Origin of the sequence: Wolbachia endosymbiont (group A) of Udea olivalis (assembly GCF_964028365.1) — a bacterium.
Taxonomy (GTDB): domain Bacteria; phylum Pseudomonadota; class Alphaproteobacteria; order Rickettsiales; family Anaplasmataceae; genus Wolbachia; species Wolbachia pipientis.
Genome location: NZ_OZ034773.1, coordinates 724,979 through 743,380 on the forward strand (window position 1 = coordinate 724,979; position 18,402 = coordinate 743,380).

At 33.8% G+C, this 18,402-nt stretch carries 18 protein-coding genes; 15 read left to right on the top strand and 3 right to left on the bottom strand.

Annotated features, from left to right (window positions below; translation table 11 throughout):
• The first annotated feature begins 5 nt into the window (after positions 1-5).
• The 14 genes from ABWU32_RS03365 to ABWU32_RS03430 all read left to right on the top strand — a co-directional run bounded on the left by ABWU32_RS03365 (position 6) and on the right by ABWU32_RS03430 (position 9,750).
• Positions 6-1,010 carry a major capsid protein gene (locus ABWU32_RS03365; protein WP_353278832.1) on the top strand — a complete coding sequence of 335 codons (1,005 nt, stop codon included), beginning with the start codon at positions 6-8 and terminating at the stop codon, positions 1,008-1,010.
• A gap of 74 nt (positions 1,011-1,084) precedes the next feature.
• Positions 1,085-1,390 carry a hypothetical protein gene (locus tag ABWU32_RS03370; RefSeq protein ID WP_353278834.1) on the top strand — a complete coding sequence of 102 codons (306 nt, stop codon included), beginning with the start codon at positions 1,085-1,087 and terminating at the stop codon, positions 1,388-1,390.
• A complete protein-coding gene (locus ABWU32_RS03375; RefSeq protein WP_353278835.1) occupies positions 1,391-1,906 on the top strand; it encodes a phage tail protein in 516 nt (171 codons plus the stop codon).
• Positions 1,903-2,376 carry a hypothetical protein gene (locus tag ABWU32_RS03380; protein ID WP_253303090.1) on the top strand — a complete coding sequence of 158 codons (474 nt, stop codon included), beginning with the start codon at positions 1,903-1,905 and terminating at the stop codon, positions 2,374-2,376. Before ABWU32_RS03375 ends, ABWU32_RS03380 begins: the two co-directional genes overlap by 4 nt.
• Positions 2,363-2,827: a phage baseplate assembly protein V gene (locus ABWU32_RS03385; protein ID WP_353278837.1), complete on the top strand. Its 465-nt coding sequence runs from the start codon at positions 2,363-2,365 to the stop codon at positions 2,825-2,827. The genes ABWU32_RS03380 and ABWU32_RS03385 overlap by 14 nt, the downstream gene beginning before the upstream one ends.
• Entirely contained in the window at positions 2,827-3,081 is a 255-nt protein-coding gene (locus ABWU32_RS03390; protein ID WP_063630987.1) for a PAAR domain-containing protein, read from the top strand. The genes ABWU32_RS03385 and ABWU32_RS03390 overlap by 1 nt, the downstream gene beginning before the upstream one ends.
• Positions 3,065-4,156, top strand: coding sequence for a YhcG family protein (locus ABWU32_RS03395; protein WP_353278840.1), 1,092 nt, complete (start codon positions 3,065-3,067; stop codon positions 4,154-4,156). Before ABWU32_RS03390 ends, ABWU32_RS03395 begins: the two co-directional genes overlap by 17 nt.
• A 7-nt stretch (positions 4,157-4,163) precedes the next feature.
• On the top strand, positions 4,164-4,499 hold the full coding sequence (locus ABWU32_RS03400) for a GPW/gp25 family protein (RefSeq protein WP_353278945.1): 336 nt from the start codon (positions 4,164-4,166) through the stop codon (positions 4,497-4,499).
• A 2-nt stretch (positions 4,500-4,501) separates the two neighbouring features.
• Positions 4,502-5,293, top strand: coding sequence for a baseplate J/gp47 family protein (locus ABWU32_RS03405; protein ID WP_353278841.1), 792 nt, complete (start codon positions 4,502-4,504; stop codon positions 5,291-5,293).
• Complete coding sequence (locus ABWU32_RS03410) at positions 5,278-6,438, top strand: phage tail protein (RefSeq protein ID WP_353278843.1); 1,161 nt, start codon at positions 5,278-5,280, stop codon at positions 6,436-6,438. Before ABWU32_RS03405 ends, ABWU32_RS03410 begins: the two co-directional genes overlap by 16 nt.
• A 168-nt stretch (positions 6,439-6,606) precedes the next feature.
• Positions 6,607-7,308, top strand: a complete 702-nt coding sequence (locus tag ABWU32_RS03415; protein ID WP_226080513.1) for an ankyrin repeat domain-containing protein — start codon at positions 6,607-6,609, stop codon at positions 7,306-7,308.
• Positions 7,309-7,346: 38 nt separating this feature from the next.
• Positions 7,347-7,820 carry an ankyrin repeat domain-containing protein gene (locus tag ABWU32_RS03420; protein ID WP_226080515.1) on the top strand — a complete coding sequence of 158 codons (474 nt, stop codon included), beginning with the start codon at positions 7,347-7,349 and terminating at the stop codon, positions 7,818-7,820.
• 4 nt (positions 7,821-7,824) lie between these two features.
• Positions 7,825-8,256 carry a DUF2924 domain-containing protein gene (locus tag ABWU32_RS03425; RefSeq protein WP_353278846.1) on the top strand — a complete coding sequence of 144 codons (432 nt, stop codon included), beginning with the start codon at positions 7,825-7,827 and terminating at the stop codon, positions 8,254-8,256.
• A 9-nt stretch (positions 8,257-8,265) separates the two neighbouring features.
• A complete protein-coding gene (locus tag ABWU32_RS03430; RefSeq protein ID WP_353278848.1) occupies positions 8,266-9,750 on the top strand; it encodes a recombinase family protein in 1,485 nt (494 codons plus the stop codon).
• Positions 9,751-10,216: 466 nt separating this feature from the next.
• Here ABWU32_RS03430 and ABWU32_RS03435 read toward each other — a convergent pair whose 3' ends face one another.
• From ABWU32_RS03435 to ABWU32_RS03445, 3 genes are all read right to left on the bottom strand, one after another.
• Complete coding sequence (locus ABWU32_RS03435; RefSeq protein WP_353278850.1) at positions 10,217-12,163, bottom strand: ankyrin repeat domain-containing protein; 1,947 nt, start codon at positions 12,161-12,163, stop codon at positions 10,217-10,219.
• Between the two features lie 649 nt (positions 12,164-12,812).
• On the bottom strand, positions 12,813-15,011 hold the full coding sequence (locus ABWU32_RS03440) for a hypothetical protein (protein ID WP_353278852.1): 2,199 nt from the start codon (positions 15,009-15,011) through the stop codon (positions 12,813-12,815).
• Positions 15,012-15,018: 7 nt separating this feature from the next.
• On the bottom strand, positions 15,019-16,356 hold the full coding sequence (locus tag ABWU32_RS03445) for a hypothetical protein (protein ID WP_007302980.1): 1,338 nt from the start codon (positions 16,354-16,356) through the stop codon (positions 15,019-15,021).
• A gap of 748 nt (positions 16,357-17,104) precedes the next feature.
• Between ABWU32_RS03445 and ABWU32_RS03450 the strand changes: the two genes are divergently transcribed.
• On the top strand, positions 17,105-18,340 hold the full coding sequence (locus tag ABWU32_RS03450; protein WP_353278854.1) for a hypothetical protein: 1,236 nt from the start codon (positions 17,105-17,107) through the stop codon (positions 18,338-18,340).
• Positions 18,341-18,402 lie beyond the last annotated feature (62 nt).

Here is an 18,402-nt window from a genome sequence, read left to right on the forward strand (position 1 = left end):
AAAAAATGCAAAATCCATTTACAAATACAGCATTTAGCATGACGGCACTAACAAATGCGATGAATATATTGCCGATTAATTTTGGTAGAACTGAAAGTTTAAAGTTATTTCCAGGCAAATCAGTAAGGTTTCGTCATATTACTATAGAAGAACAAAACGGTGTGTTAAGTTTGCTGCCAACACAAGTTCCAGGAGCACCAGCAACAGTAGGAAAAAGAGGAAAAAGAAAGGTAAGAACATTTACGATTCCGCACATTCCGCATGATGATGTAGTGCTGCCAGAAGAAGTACAAGGAATAAGGGCATTTGGATCAGAGAGTGAACTTAAAGCGCTGGCAGATGTAATAACTGATCATTTGCAGCTAATGAGAAACAAACATGCAATAACATTAGAGCATTTGCGAATGGGAGCGCTGAAAGGAATAATTTTAGATGCTGATGGGTCAGAATTATTAAATCTGTACAACGAATTTGAAATCACACCAAAAGTAGTAAATTTTGCACTAGGAACTGCAACAACTGATGTAAAGCGTAAGTGTATGGAAGTACTCCGGCATATAGAAGATAATCTAAGTGGTGAATATATGACGGGAATTCATGCCTTGGTAAGCCCTGAGTTTTTTGATGCACTAACTTCGCATAGTAAAGTGAAAGAAGCATACGAGAGATGGCAAGAAGGAGCAGCGCTAAGGAATGATATGAGATCAGGATTTACGTTTTGTGGTATAACATTTGAGGAGTATAGAGGGCAAGCAACTGACCCTGAAGGAACTGTGAGAAGATTTATTGAGAAAGATACAGGGCACTGTTTTCCACTAGGAACAGCGAGCACATTTACAACATATTTTGCACCAGCAGATTTTAATGAGACAGTAAATACTCTTGGACAGCCACTATATGCAAAACAAGAGCCAAGGAGGTTTGATAGAGGAACTGATTTACATACACAGTCAAATCCTCTGCCAGTGTGCCACAGACCAGGAACATTAGTAAAAGTCGTTGCAGCATAACAATACTGGTAGATTAACTACAAGTTGGTGAGGCACAAGAGTAGTATATACCTTATTAGCATACTTATGAAAGAATGCAAGAGAATATTAAGAGATTACTAAAAGATTGTTTTGCCCATTTAGGAGAAGTGGCTTTGTATAAATCAAAGGATAAGTCATACATGGTACAAGTATTAAAGCAACAGCCAGATAAATTATACGAGATTGGTGAAGGACAATTTGTGGGGGAGATGTTGATTTTGGAGGTGAGTGTCTTTGATATATTAAAGCCAATGGTAGGAGATATCTTCGTTATTGGTAACTGTAAGTATAAGGTGCACTCACTACCACTTAGAGATAAATCTGGAATGATCTGGCGAATCGAAGCATCTGGGGTGTAAATGTCTATTCATATAGAAGTTAATAGTAATAAGGTAATAGAAAGTGTAAACGCTAAAAGAAGAAAAATAGAATTAGCAACGGTAAAGGCATTAAACAAAACGGCACTATGGTTAAAAGCGCAAGCAGCTAAGGAAATTAGTGAGGAAAAGAAGATAAAATTGACGTTAATGAGAAGAAGGCTAAGAATTTTTAAGGCGAAAACTAGCAGATTAGAAGTGTTAATTAGAGCAAATCTCTATGACATTAGAGCATCGACAATTGGTAAAATACAAAAAACAAGAAGAGGATCGAAAGTAGGAAAGCATGAGTTTATAGGAGGATTTGCAGCAGTTATGCCAAAAGGAAATAGCGGTATTTTTAAGCGTGAAGGAAGAACAGCATTACCAATAAAGGAAATTAAGTTGCTACTAGAACCAGAGGCTTCAAGGATAATAGGTAATCTTGTTAATTATGAAGTTGAAAAGGTATTTGAAAAATTCTTCCACCGCGAATTAAGTTACATTACATCTATATGAATTGGCAAGATTTACATAAAGCAATTTGCACTAAGTTAAAAGAAGAAATATCAGCAATTCAAACTTGTGATATTTATCCATCGATAAGAAAAGAATTATTAGCGCCAGCGTTATTTGTAGAGCTTGTGAGTTTAGAATCGGGAAAAGATCCAGGAACAGAGGAATTAGCACTGAAAGCAAGATTTGAAGCACGAATTGTGATTGATAGCACAATAGAAAATGCAGCTATTATTGTCAGAACATTAGCAGCAGAAGTAGCAAGAGTAGTAAATAAAAATACTTGGAATGTGGAAAATGTTTCACCAGGAGAATTTATATCTGCGGAAATTGACGGATTTAGACCCGAATTAGATGCGTATTTGGTGTGGTTGGTTGAGTGGAGTCATCAGCTTCATTTAGGTAAATCGATATGGACAGAAAATACGATTAAGCCACATACGATTACAATAGGAGAAAATGTTAGAGAGTAATTTTGCTATTTCAGAGCTGCAAAGAAAGTTAGCAAACATTGTACGAATAGGAATTGTAAAAGAAATAGATTATGAAAAAGCAAAAGTAAGAGTGAAAATAGGAGAATTTTTAACAGATTGGTTGCCATGGATAACAAGCAAAGCAGGAAAAGATAGAAATTGGTCTCCGCCAGATATTGATGAGCAAGTAGTTATACTTTCCCCGCTGGGAGAATTATCTTTAGGAGTAGTACTTCCTGGAATATATCAACAAAAGTACTCTGCACCAGAAAATAAAAAAGAGGTGAGTAGCTTAACATTTCAAGATGGAACAAAGTTGTCATACGATAAAGATAAACATCATTTAGAGATTGAAGTAGTAGACAAAATAACACTGAAAGCTGGGGAATCAAGTATAGAAATGACAAAAAGTGGAATAAAATTGAAGGCAGATAAAATAAACCTTAATTGATGAATAAATCGGTTGTGCGAGTAGGAGATCATTGTGCAGAAGCAACACCACATTTTTGCATTAGCGGCAGTAATAATGTTTTTGTGAATGGTAAACCAGTTTGCCGAAAAGGAGATAATTTTACAGAAAGTAGAGTATTAACTGAAGGGTCAAAAACAGTGTTTACAAATGGGTATGGTATAGGAAGAGTTGGAGATTCAATATCTTGTGGTTCTAAAGTAATGAGTGGTAGTAATAATGTTTTTTCAGGATAAAAATAAACCATCTGTTATACTTACAAAAAGTAAGGTTATGAACATGGATATAACTACTAGCCTATTAGGAGACGTTAGTAATTTAATAGATAGAGCAAAGAATCATCTTTCTGTTCAATTCAACTCTACTCTAGTATTGCTAAACTGGCAAATTGGCTCCAGAATTGACCAAGATATTCTAAAGCACAAACGCGCAGATTATGGGAAGCAAATCATCTCCCAACTTGCAAAAGAACTTCAGATTAAATATGGACGTGGGTTTGATAGAGCGTCATTATTTCGTATGGTGCAATTTTCTAAATTCTTTCCTGATCAAGAGATTGTCGCGACACTGTCACAACAATTGAGTTGGTCACATTTTGTAGAAATTATTGCAATTTCTGATGAGCTGAAGCGTAATTATTATATAGAAATGTGTCGTATTGAAAGGTGGAGTGTTAGGGCACTACGTAGTAAAATCGATACTATGTTGTATGAACGTACAGCACTAGCAAAAAAACCTGAAGATTTCATAAGAAGGAGTATAAAAAATTTACGTGAAGAAAATATGTTAGCACCAGAATTCATTTTTCATGACCCATACTTCCTTAGCTTCATGGAATTGCCATCAAGTTATAGTGAGACTGATCTAGAAAATACAATCTTGGATGAACTGACAAAATTTTTACAAGAGTTTGGAAATGATTTTTGTTTTGTAACACGTCAAAAAAGGATGAGTACTAAAGCAACTGACAGGTATTTGGACCTGCTATTTTTTCACAGAGGATTAAAACGCCTTATAGCAATAGAACTAAAAATAGGTCGCTTTGAACCAGCTTATAAAGGACAGATGGAATGGTATTTAAATTGGTTGAATAAAAATGAACGAAAAGTAGGTGAAGAAAAACCGTTAGGGATTATTTTATGTGCTGATAAGGATCAAGAGGATATAGAATATCTTGAGCTCGAAGGCTCTAATATTCATGTTGCACAGTATTTAACACAGCTTCCTTCTAAAGAAATTCTTGAAAAGAAGTTGAGAAAGGCTATTTCTATAGCACGTGAAAAACATGCAAGTATTCAGTCAGAGCCATGAAAAATATATGCGAGGAATGGATGCTAAAACAGGAAAAGCATTAGAAGGAATAGAGCACTTAAAGCAGTCGATAATTGATATACTGACCACTCCTATTAACAGTAGAGTAATGAGAAGAGATTATGGTTCTCGATTATTTGAATTAGTAGATAAGCCAATAAATAGAGATTTAACTTTGGAAATCTATGCAGCAACAGCAGAAGCACTGGGGAAATTTGAGAAGAGATTTAAGTTAGAAAAAGTAAAGATTGCTGAAGCTAAAGAAGGAAAAATGACTCTTGTACTTGAAGGTATGTATCTTTCAGAAGGCAAATTCATAGGTATTAGTGGAGTAGTTGTTTAAAAATGCAGCAGCCTGAATCACTGAACTTCGAAGAGATTTTTGCTCGGATGAAAGAAGAATTAATAAGTCGAGATAAAAGTTTTACAGCACTAATTGAAAGTGACCCAGCGATGAAGATTTTAGAAGTAGCAGCATGGCGAGAACTTTTGCTTAGAGAAAGAATAAACGAAGCAATAAAAAGTAATGTACTGAAGTTTGCAAGGGGAGAAGATCTTGATAATTTAGCTGAGTTTTATGTTGTAGAAAGAGAAAAAGGGGAAGATGATGAACGATTTAGAAAAAGAATTAAAGCAAAGATAGCAGGTTGGTCAACAGGAGGAAGTAAGGAATATTATAAATATCATGCACTGTCAGCAGATAGTAGAGTAAAAGATGCACTAGTGGAATCAACTATACCAGGGAAAGTACAAATTTCAATCTTATCAACACAATTATCCACAACTGGCATAGCGTTAGAAGAGCTACTTGAAATTGTAAAAAAGCAGGTTACTAGAGATGATATAAGGGTTTTAACAGATACAGTAACAGTAGTTGGTTGCAATATTATGGAAATAGATATTCACAGCAGAATGAGCATAAGTCCTTTAATATCAGAAGAAGAAATCAAGAAGCAGTTTATTGAAAGGTTTGAATTAGCAAAAAGATTAGGGTGGAGTGTGACAAGATCTTGGATAATAGCGAATTTATTTGTAGATGGTGTAGAAAATGTGGAATTAATCGAGCCAAAAGAGGATGTTGTGGTACTGGGGAATGAGTGTGCAAATTTGCGAAATTTAAAATGCTATTGCCACTAAACGCAACAAAACAAGAAAAAGCATTGGTAGATGCGATAGATTATAAAGTAGATCCAAACTGTATCAGAGGATTTAAGTTTAGTCTTAAAGAAGAAACATTGCCGTGGATAATAGAAGAATATGGTTTAGAAGAGATACTGCGTTGGGTAAAAGATAGAAGAAAAGCCGTAGTAGAAGGAGTAAAATTTCAAAGACTACGTGGAACCCCAGCATCACTCAAAATAGCACTCAAGTGGGCAAATATAGAAGATATTACAATTATTGAAGAGCCACCCGGTAAACATTTTTTCGAGTTGCAAATAGGAATAAAGGATGTTCCAAATGACTTTTTTGTGGATGCAGTAGTAGAACTTGCAAAACTATCATTACCAGCAAGATCAAGGCTAATGAGGATTTTCAATGATCACTACAATGTTGACAGGTTTATTTTAGATGAAAGCTTTTTTGGAAGTTTGTTGTCGGATTACTCAGGTAGAAAAGTTGAAAAAGATGGGCCAGTGTTATCGTTTGGAAGAATAAATTTTTTCAGGTCTAGTGGTCCAGTTATTAGGATTATAGAAAACTATCTACGCGATCATTATGAACGAGCTTTAAGCAATGATATATATCGCCTAGATGTAGCAATCCTTGGAGAAACCGAGCCTCACACAAAGAATTATAACGGTATTTATGAAAGAAATCATTTGTGGTACAATTTAAAAGCACTATATCCATTACCACAGAGCTTATTGCCAGAAATAAAGTTTGCAAAAGCGCAGATAGTATTATCAAACAGTTGGGATTTAGGAGACATAAATACGTGCTTTCCAGTTAGTAGCGTAGAAGAAAGAGGAAATAAATTTGTATTGGGAAGCGATAAACTTTCAGGGCAACATTGGAATCTAAAACACAAGCCAATTTTAGAAAGATTTAGCGTTACTCACAACTATAAAGTAGAAAATTATACAGATCAGAAGGTCAGAAAATATGTTTTAGCAGAACACAACGTTTACTATAAAAATGACTCAGATTCAGAGCAAAAAGACTCAATACACGAATTAGAAAAGCACATTTTAGTATTTTACCCGGGAGTACTGAAGTGGCACGAACATCGACATTTGCACAGAAGTTGGAAAAATAGTCAAGTAATATGTCTAATAAGTTAAGTACTTATATTTAGATACTCATATATTATATTAATAATAGGTAAAAGTGTATGAAATAAAAAGAAAAAGACTTGCTTTCTCATGCTAAAAAGGACATGACTTGAATAGCAGCAGGTAAATATAAGAAATTTGTCTGGCGCTAGAAAAGCTAATTTTGTGAGGTATGAAATGAGTTTTAGCAAGAGTAAGTTTTTTAAAGAAGTATCAAGTAAGGATATTAATAAAAGAAATGAAGAAGGAGAGACGATATTACACCAAGCAGTAGAAATCTCCAATTACAAAACAGTGAGGTTCTTAATAAAGAAAGGAGCAGAGGTAAATGCAAGAGACAAAAATGGTTATACACCTCTGCACTGTGCAGTATTCGCAAAAAGTTTAGAAAATGTAAAAGTGCTGCTAAGAGAAGGAGCGGAAGTAAATGCTACTCAATATGTCACTGGATGTACGCCACTCCACTCTGCGTGCAAAATAGGAGGAGCAGGAGTTGAAATAATAAAAGAGCTAGTGAAGGCCGGAGCTGAGGTTAATCAACTGAATAAATATGGTGCAACACCAATGTATTACATTTGGGAAAGTGAAAAGTATTGTTCATGGAATAGAGAAGAGAATGAAAAGGCGAGTAAATTTCTGAGAGAACAAGGAGGAATAACAAGAAGTAGAGAACTGACATGCTATGGAATAGAGAGGCTAGTGGGAGAAATAGCAGACATGTTGAATGGGAGCTACATGCCGGAGCTAAAAATAATAGAGATAGGAGAAATAAGGAAGAGAGACAAATCGCTAATAAAGGAAGAATGTAAAAATTTAGCAAGCAAAATAATGAGCCAAGTGAACGAAATGATAGATGAGGTAGCGAAAAGGAAGGTTTAAAAGAGGGATTTAAATTTAAAGAAAAGGTGAGGTGGATTATGTTAAAGCTTGGCAAATTTAATAAATCAGCAAAAGAATTATTAGAGAACTCATATAAAAATATTTATGCAAGAGACGAGAATGGAAGAACAGCTCTGCATTATGCAATAAACGCAAAAACAGTGAGGGTATTAGTTGAAAAAGGAGTGAATGTAAATGCAGCAGATGTAGGAGGATATACAGCACTGCATCTAGCGGTAACGGAGAAACGTCTAGAAACCGTGAGAGAATTGATAAAATCAGGAGGGAATGTAAATGCGGAAGAATATGGAAATAAATGCACACCGCTGCACCTTGCATGCATGATAGGCGAAAAAGAGATAGTGAAAGAATTAGTGAAGGCTGGAGGAGAAATAGAACAAGCGGATAAATTTGGAATGACAGCAATGGATTATGCGAAAAACAGTAAGGAGATCACTGAAATATTGAAGAAAGAAATAGACAGAATTGAAAAGCTATTTATGAAGGGCTAAAAATATGGAGAAAGAAATAGAAAAGAAAGTAATGAATTTAGAGAAAAAACCTTTGGGTGAAATGAGAAAAATATGGAAGAAGGTATATGGGGAAGAGGCGCCTAGATACTCAAAGAAATATCTGATACCAAGATTAGCTTATAGAATGCAGGAAAAAGCATATGGAGAAATGTCAAGAAAAGGAGCAAAAAGACTAGAGTATCTGGCAGATCGGCTAGAGAAGGGAAAAAGAATAAGTAGTGACAAATTACCAGTAGCAGGAACAGAGTTGATACTAGAGAGAGGAGAAGAGACGCATGCGGTAATGGTGACAGATAAGGGTTTAATCTACAGAGAAGAATTTTTTACGTCATTGTCAGCAGTAGCCGGGAAAATAATGGGAATGAGCTACAACGGACCTTTATTATTCGGGATGCGTGACAAAAGTGGAAATTGAGGAGAGAGAATGCTAAAAGAAGTAAGATGTGCAATATATACGAGAAAATCAAATGAAGATGGTCTAGAACAAAAGTTTAATAGTCTTGATGCGCAACGTGTAGCATGTGAAAAATATATAAAAAGCCGAGAAGGATGGGTAGCATTGGCAAAAAGGTACGATGATGGCGGATATTCAGGAAAAAACTTAGAAAGACCAGCAATAAAGGAGTTATTTGAAGATGTTAAAGGAGGAGAAGTAGATTGTGTAGTAGTATATACGCTAGACAGGTTATCAAGGGAAACAAAAGACAGCATCGAAGTAACGTCATTTTTTAGAAGACATAGAGTAAATTTTGTAGCAGTAACGCAGATATTTGACAATAATACGCCAATGGGAAAGTTCGTACAAACGGTGTTATCAGGAGCAGCACAACTAGAAAGAGAAATGATAGTGGAAAGAGTAAAAAATAAAATAGCAACATCAAAAGAACAAGGATTATGGATGGGTGGAACTTTACCGCTTGGGTATGATGTGAAAGATAAGGAATTAATAATAAATGAAAAAGAAGCAAAGTTGGTAAAACATATATTTGAGAGGTATATAGAGCTGAAGTCAATGGTAGAACTGGCAAGAGAGTTAAACAGCCAAGGGTACCGGACGAAATCAGGTATCTTTAAAAAGGCAACGGTGAGAAGAATAATAACAAATCCAATATATATGGGAAAAATTAGGCATTATGACAAACAGTATGAGGGAAAGCATGAAGCAATAATAAAAGAGGAAAAATGGCAAAAAGCGCAAGAGTTAATAAAGAATCAGCCATATAGAAAAGCAAAATATGAGGAAGCGCTGCTAAAGGGAATAATTAAGTGCAAGAGCTGTGATGTAAATATGACACTGACATACTCGAAAAAAGAGAATAAAAGGTATCGATACTATGTATGTAACAATCATCTAGGAGGGAAAAATTGTGAATCGGTAAATCGAACTATAGTAGCTGGAGAAATAGAAAAAGAAGTGATGAAAGAAGCAGAGCAATTATATGAAAAACGGGGAGAAAAAGCGGAAGAGTGGAAAAATTTAAGCTTTGGAAAGCAGAAAGAAGTAGTGAAAAAGTTAATAAAAGCAGTATTGGTGAGAGAGGATGGAATAGAGTTATGTTCTGAATCAGAGGAAAAATTTATATCAATAAAGAAGAAAGGAAATAAATGCACAGTAATCGAGCCAGAAGGAAAAACAAATAATGCATTGCTAAAAGCAGTGGTGGGGGCTCACCTATGGAAACGTCAGCTAGAGGAAGGAAAATACGCAAATATAAAAGAGCTGAGTGCTAAAGTTAATATAGGTACAAGACGTATACAACAAATTTTAAGATTAAATTATTTAGCACCAAAAATTAAAGAAGATATAGTAAATGGGAGGCAGCCAAGGGGTTTGAGGTTAGTGGATTTAAGAGAAATACCGATGCTGTGGGGTGAGCAATTAGAGAAATTTTATGGATTAGGGGCGTAATTACACCATTTATAAAAAGAACAAAAGGAGAGAAACTGAAAACACCAAAAACTATTGAAAGGTATTGCTGAGAAATAGGAAAAATAGCCAAATTGCCGCTACTGCAGTTGATATAGAGGAATCAAGGACCATACCAAAAGATGTTGAGATTGATATAGAAAAGTAAATCAATGTTACAAAAGTTGACACCTAATTATGCGAAGATATCAATATAAATATTGAAGATTTTAACAGACTAGATACGACAATGGTAGAAAATGTATCCAATTTTAGCTGCATATTTTAATAGTAGATCTGGAGTGTAAAAGGCAGCCCAGCCATTGTATGTTCCATATCCTCATTTTGTAGCCAGCTTAAAAACAACATAAAAGAGTATTCTTAGAAGACATTGGTACGAACTCCTTAACCTATAAATTATAGTAGTTTATATTTAAATAATAATCTTCAACTTTTTTAGCAAATCAATCTACCTAGAAACTTCTCTCCTAGGATCAGAAGTCCTTCTTAACTCTTCACGTTCTGTCCATTTGTTGTTAGACTCGCTTATTACTTCAGGACGCATTAATCCACCAGATCTTTCAAAATATCCCTGTTCAATAGCATCGTAGACCCAGTAGTTACCAAGCTCGCAATCATTGCCTAACTCTTCTTCGCGACCTTTGAATTTTTCTAATATTTCTTCTCTATTACTCACTTCTACTATAATTTTGCTTTTATTCTGTACGTCAGGATACAGCCTAACGTCTACATTTCCCAAACTAGTATAGAAAGTTAATGCTATACTGCTACCTTCTGTAAGATCTGTGTAATTCCTTATGCCATCTTCAGTTTTAATTTCTACTTCACTTTTACCGATCTTTACTATATTTCTTCCACACTTTACATCCCCATCGGTTAGACCTAAATCCCTTGTCCCATCTGTTATCTTTATAATGTCTATTTTACTATCTTTAGAATATTCTAAGTAAAAAACGGAGTTGTCTACTCTTGCATCTTTTAGCTCGCTATTGGTTGCACTTTTTGCGATTTCAATAAATTTATGAGAATTGCTAATATAATCTCTATAAGCTTTTTTTAGGTTAGTTTTATGCTCTTTAAATTCTGATGTCAGTGTGTTAGCATCAACTGTATTACCAAACACTGCTCCTTTTGATACTAATTGACATATTATACTACTAGCAACTTTAGGATTTTTTTCCAACTCACTGATTTTTTTCATCACATAATCGGTAAAAGTGTACTCATTACCTAAAAAAAAATCTTGTGAAGAAGAATAATTTAAACGTACACCAGACTTTATAGCATCATTTACAATCTCTTCAAGTTCAGCCATGTTTTGAGCTCGAAATACCTTATCAGAAAAATTATTTAACTTCTCCTTTTGATTTGAAGTTAAATTAACGAGTAATTTACTGGCCTGTCCTTTCTTTTGCTGACGATAAATATTTATATCATAATCTAATGCTCCTGCTTCTAAAAATATCTTTCTTAACTCTTGAGCAAGACCTTCATTGTCCCAAGCAAAACGATCAACATACGAAAACACTTTTGATTCACCCATTCCTTGCCGAATATTTAGCACTACTTTTAGGTCTGAATCTCTTTTATGCTTACTTAAAAACTCCTTTAAATTTTTAGTGCAGTCTGAATCGAGTACAAGTAAGTCATACAATTCTGCATTTAACTTTTTCTGTTTATCAGTTAGAAATAATTCTTCTATATTATAGCAGAGTTTATTAGTTGCTATTTGTTGTGGAGTTTTGCCCTTTCTACTTGTTATATTAGGGTTAGCTCCTTTTAAGAAAAGAGAGTTTGCATTATTGTAATGACCTTTGGCAGCAGCAATGTATAATGGTGTTTTTCCTTTACTATCCTGTATGTTAGGATCTGCGCCTGCTTCTAAGAGTAAATCTACAGCCTGATTTCCTGTGCGACGAAATCCACCAATATTTGCTCCTGCAATCGCATGCAATACTGTTGATTGAGATTCTCCTCTTCTTAGGTTAAGAATCACTTTTAAATCTTTATTGTTTTTATTATCATGTAAAAATTCTTCAAGGGGCTCAGTATTATCAAATGAACCACAGTTAGAAGCTAAACATTTTAGAGCACTAAGTAACTTTTTGTTTAAAATTTTTTGACTTGGCGTAAGATCATGGTCCAGAGCAAACCAAACACAAATTTGCTCGCTTAGTCCAAGTTTGCTATCAATTAAAGAAGGTAGTTCATTATGATTTCTAACTGATGGTAAGTCTCCTGAGTACCACATATCATTCATCAGCTCATTTAATAAATGCTCTTTAGATGATAGATGTTCTATAATGGACTCATATTCGAAATCATATAGTTCTGATTTGGATTTTGGCTTTAGTAGATTGATGATAGATTTTACCATCCCAGTAGACTCACTCATACTTACCCCTTAAGCTAAGATATATGATATATTGTATGCGATATGTAACATTAAGTCAATAACCATAATCTTTTTACTGCTCACGTCGTTAAGCTTTTGTTAAGTTTTTATGGTGAGTAACAATGGAGTATATAGAGAGGTTAAAAGTTGCTTATGACTCCAAATTTGAGCTAATTTTACTATAAATCAACATGGTTAAGACCTATACTTGATATCACTACTATAAGAGCATGATGCTTTAAAGGAGCACGGAAACTGCTGAAGCTTATACAGTAACCTGCGGAGCCACTTCAGCAGAATAAACAAACACATGCCAGTATTAGTAGAGAATTATTTATAAGTCAACTAACTTTTTCAAAAATATTTTAGCAAGAACATCAGTGTTGTGAAAAAAAGTTCAAAACCTTCCAGCCTTGGTAACTATTTACACAATACATACTTTTAGCTCTTAGCTATCTAAGGAATTCACTGGAGATTGATTACTATAAATGTAATTCATATTATGCTTAGTAATAAATGTATCGGAAAACGAACTTTTAACAGCACTCCATGTACTCGTATCAGGATCATTTTGTTTTCCTTCTATAACTTTGTCACAAAACTTCCCGACAGCATAACCTACTTAAGATGACTATTTCTTAAGACTAGATCACTGATTAACTGCTCGAGATAGACCTGCTTGTTTAACATAAGGTTGTTGGAGACTACCTGGCTGTTGACCAAAAGCAACCACAGAGCTATGTCTTACATCTACCTCTACAAACTCATTACCAATTTTTATAAGGGAACCTTCATCTGTTGCACCTTTATTAAAAACAGCATATATCAGTTTCACTTTGCCAGCATCAGTAATTACCTTATACGCTTCACCTTCTTTATATCTTTTCAACTGGTCCTTAGCATCTTTTTCTTTTTTATCCAATTCTCCTTTCTTAGCAAATTTTAGCTCTATTCCAACTGGGGGGTATTCTTTTTTTTGATCAGTAGCATTTATAACCAACATAACATCCAACTTCTCTCCACCACCTATTTGAAATTCAGTAATAACTTTTATATTATCTTCTCCGTAGCTACTAAATAAACCATGCAATACAGCTTGAAATGTAGCCTCATTGCTTATTAATGATTTGAAAGGATGTAGTATATGAGAAATTTCTTCAAATAGTTTTTTGTAATCATCATATTTACCAGATTCTATAGCTTTGCTCAAAGCTGCTTTAAATTTTTTATTTTCCACAATTCGAGTAAAATTACCTTGTAAAATTTCTTTACCTCTTTTGTATTTGTCCAATGAGTCATACGTATTTACTGTAATTCCCTTATTCTTATTACAGTACTGATCAAATGGATTCTTATTACTAGGCGTACTGTATAAGTTACAGGTTATTTCTTGTATCTTTATGTCATTGACGTTTTGAATTCTCCTAATATTTTCAATAGGAATTCCTTTATTATCTGGCATTCTCAATGCAAATTCATTTTTTTCATTTATGTTGAGTATAAGCACCTTCTTACCTAAAGTTAGCACTATAGTTGTAACACAATCCTCAATACTTTCTTTTGCTGCTTCTGGGCGTTTCTGTGATCCAGTAACCATTTTATCATTTTGATCATAAATAAAAATATGTTTACCTAACTTTTCACGCTTAATAATATTAGAAATAAGTACTAGCTGACCTAAGATCATTCTGCTGACATAATTAATATTATCACTTCCACCATTGCTCCAAACAATTCCATAGTAAAGATACTCTAGCTGTGTTCTTATCACCTCAGCATTCGTTGCTTCAGTGCCAAGTAACTTTTCTATTACAGAATTACCTTCTCGACTAAGAAAATTTTCTACATCAATTTTAACATTTTCGTGATGAACCATGTCAAAATTTAATCCTACACAAATAGCTTCATTAGCTATAGTAATCATTCTTATAGAGTTAGAAAAAGAGCCCTTAACATAATCTTGTGCTTGCTTCAATGCTTTTATCACTGTACTTATCTCACCAGTACCTGCTTTAAGCTCAATAATAATAGGAATAGAGCTTAGCGACTTATCAGAACCGCGCACAAGCAAAATAATGTCTGCGTAACCTTTTCCAGCAAATAATTCGAGATAAAGTTTTAGGTGAAAACGATACTTAAAATTTATCAAAAACCCAGCTAAAAACCCATGATGACTTGATTCTTTACCGCTAAATAGAGTTTCTTTTTCATATTTCTTATAGACATTTGTAATATAATTAAACATTCTTCTAGCGTTCTTTTTTACTTCTTCGAAATCTTGATTACTCAATTTTGAAATTAAGCTCTCTAGGTCTTGTTGGTCACGATCTTTTTCTATTTCTGTAAAACCTTTTTGTGAATAATCAGTCTTTTTACTAAAAGCTGGATCAACCTTTCCGTGCTTTACTTCTTTTCCTGTAATTGTTATTTCATGCTCTTCTTTTTCTAGTTTATCAAACTCTGCTCCCATTTTCCATTTCTGTGCTATTTTTTCTAACTCTCCTTGAGAGAACTTTAGATGCATGTTACCATCAACTTGATCAGACATCGTTATACACTTAAGTCCCTCATTAGTTAATATAGCTATTTTTAAAGTTCTATTATCATCAAAACGAAAATGAAGTTTTTTAATACCAATTTTAGTAGCAAGTTCTGTGTCTAATACAGTAGCAAACATACCAAAAAAGAAACTAGGGAAAAAGCCTGGCTTTCCAACTGAATGCAAAAAAGAAGGAGATTGATTGATAAACGATTGGAACCTTTTTTGAAAATCTAGGAACTCGTCTTTTGATTTATTTCTCATTAACAGAAGCTGTACCAACTCAAGCGGCTTGACATTACTTGGCATATTACTCCTATTTGCTATGGCTTAAAGATTTTATATTATATGGGGTATCAGTCGTACTGAGACTTGACTGTGGCAAAGTATCACCAGCTTCACGCAAAATTGATTCTTTAGAAGCTTCTTGAGCTAATTTAGAAAATACTTGTTCTCCTAACTGCAATTTTTTACCCCCATGAAATAACTGAATTTTACTTAATACAGAATCTTTAACCTTTATCATCTCTTCACCACTCATTTCTTTTACGTGCTTTAATATCTTCCCTAATATTTCTTCTTTACTTACCCCTTGTCTACTTGGATCCACAATTAAATTTGCTATTGTATATGTAACTGAATAGTCTACAAAAATAGAGGAAATAGATTGCTCCCCGCGGTCTTGAGTTTTTAATTTTATTATACGTTCCCAAACATTCATCATACATTTTTTTGTTTCTTCAGACAGATCTGGATTCTTCAGTACTTGATCTGATAATGAAGATAAAAAAGTTGTGTAACGTTCACATTCAATCTGACTACACAATCGGCTTAATTCCATAAAAGAATCAAAGTAATACTGACCTACTAGCACATTCAACACTGCATAATAAGTATTTTCCTTATAATCTCTATCTAGTAATTTTTTCTTTTGCTCATCATCCATTTTAGACAGGCAAAACTCTATGGTGTCTACTTCTTTGTAACCCTTTACTGCAGATAAAGCTGCTTCAATTAACAGATCATCTTTATCTTGACTAGAAATACTGGAATCATTGTGTAATTTATTATAGAAGAACTCTATACCTTCTTCCCAGTTTTTATTAGAATTTATCTGTATGGATTTTTGCAAACCTTCAACTGATTTATATTCGTTTAGTTTTCCAATCTGCTTATCAATAAGAAAAGACCAGAAAGCTTCTATAGGGCTAGTTTCTTCGATATTTTCCAATAATTCTCTTCTCAGATCATCATCAGATCCATCTTCTTCAAAGGCACTTCTCTTAAATCTCATAAATACTTGTTCAAATAATCCAGGAATCTTATCTTCTAGACAATATTTACATGCCAAGTAATATCTATCTGCAAGATCAAGCGGATTTTCTTTTCCATTTTTATTTTTTTCTTCAGTTAGCCTTTCACCAACAGCTTTATTCTTTAATTTTATTCCATCCCAACAAGAATTATCAGAGAATATATCAGAAAAAAAAATTAGTTTTTCCTCATCAAAATCTTCAATTAATTGAATATAAGCCCTCAACCATCTTTCTACTCTAAGGTGTTTTCTTGCTTTAACTTGATTATCGTCGCCTTTAATAGCACCTTTTAATATATCAAGTATTTTATTGTAATTGTGATCCAAACCAGATTCCATACCCGCAACCCCATTTTGTATTTTAATATAAACTTTAGTCTAGTAAATTATCGTTGCCAAGCCAATCTTTTTCTCCAAACCTTACCACTGCACAACAGGAAATTTCTTGAGAGCCAAGTATGATATTTTCATTCTAATAATTAATTGTAAAACACTTTTACTTACGAAAAAATAGACCTTGCTGTAACTAAAGAAATTCCTATTTTAGTGCCACAAAAATTTGAATTATTGACTCTTCCTAAGATTGCAAAAAGGGTCGTATATTTGTGAGAACAAGCCGCGTAAAAATAAGGTTATAAAAATAGAAGATTTAAATTATTTTCATAAGCTTAGGCAAAACAGTTCGTACGTAGGTTTAGTAAAAGTGAGCCAATATAGCTGATTTCAGCGTATAATGAAATTATTATCTAGAAAAGTTCGTATGTATCGTTTGGTAGACCAACTCATCCCAAAACAAACTCTTCTCTCAATAGCTGATTTTGAGTGCTAGAAATAGTTATTTTGCTTGAGATCTTAATAATATATTTTGCTAAATTAATATTGATTTACTTGCGGAAGAATAATGAAGACAAGCCCATGACGAAACAAAATTCAAAATAAATAAAATGTCATATATTGAGTCTATTAAGGGTCTTTTGCCTAAAACTACTTTGGGTTAGAAAATTTTTCTATACATAATGGTAATTGACAAAGTTTTAAAGGTAGAGCAACATGTCTAAAATATATTAAATCTTGTTAGGAGGTAAGTATGGGTTACGAAAATGTACAAAAGGTATTACTAACTTCCATTAAAGAGGATGATCCTCATAAAGGGCTTAAAGAGTTAGAGATTAAAAGATGGTGTATTGCATATCAGACATTGCTGAATAAATGGGATAGCACAATAATACCACCCCTTTTTAAGAAAGTTTTAGAAGATGAAACTTGTTGGAAGATAGAAGATGCTTCAGGACAAATTAGACTCAATAGGTATACTTTCGGGGAAAAATTGTTAGCCTTGAAAACTTTGGATGGGCAAAGAAGTCTTATTAGACCCTTTGATCGCTATAGAATTGCCTGCTGGTGTTGTTTTGAAGACGAGATAAGAGCCATTTTTGAAGAATTTAAATTAACATTAGGTAGTAAACCAGTAGAGAGTTTAGTTAAGGGATGTGATAAAGGGGCTTTAATGATCTATTGGTCACATGCTATGAATAACCAAGAACATCAGTTAGAACTAAATAATGAGCATCCATACGTTTATGCTTTTAAATGCGCAATGCTAGAAAAGCATGTTGAAGCTTTGGAATTCTTCTGGGATAAGTTACAGTCAATTGATTCTGTATCTCCAAAAAGGAAAGAAGATTTATTAATGGAAGTAGCATATAATAAAGGACGTTTTTCTACTGATGATGTTGGAATGGTTGATTTTTGTCTACGTTATCTTGATTCTAACAGATATCATGAATTATTAAAAAGAGATTTTAAACAGCATGGGTGTTATTATACTTTAAGTATATTAAGAAGAAACCATTCTTTCGAAAATGCCAGAAAGCTGTTTGAACATTTAAAGCCAGAAGATTTATCTCCTGAAGCTTATAGTACATCAATGTTTTCAGCATTAAACTCGCTTGTTTCTGCACCAGGTGATAATTTTGTTAAATCTGGCAGTGATATGCTTGCCTCTATGTGGAATTGTCCTGGCTTTGATGCTCATAGACAACACTATTTACATAATCTAAGCATAAGATTATCATCCAGAGATTTAATTGTTCATCTTATCAAGGACAACAAAGCTACTAAAGTAGTATCAGAAATTATCAATTCTCTTAGTCAGGAGCAAATGCAGTCTATTATGGAACGCAACAAGTCAGAGTATGAGGTGTTTATTAGAGTTAGAAACACGCAATTGGATTGTGGAGCAGGTGATAGTCAGTTACCAAGTTCATCATTAGATGTAGAATCTGTAAAACAGGAAGTTACTGATATTAGAAGCAAAGTATAGTATTTCTGTTTTAGGAAATTCAGTTACTTAGACTTAAACGAAAGCATGCAAAGAGCTTAGTG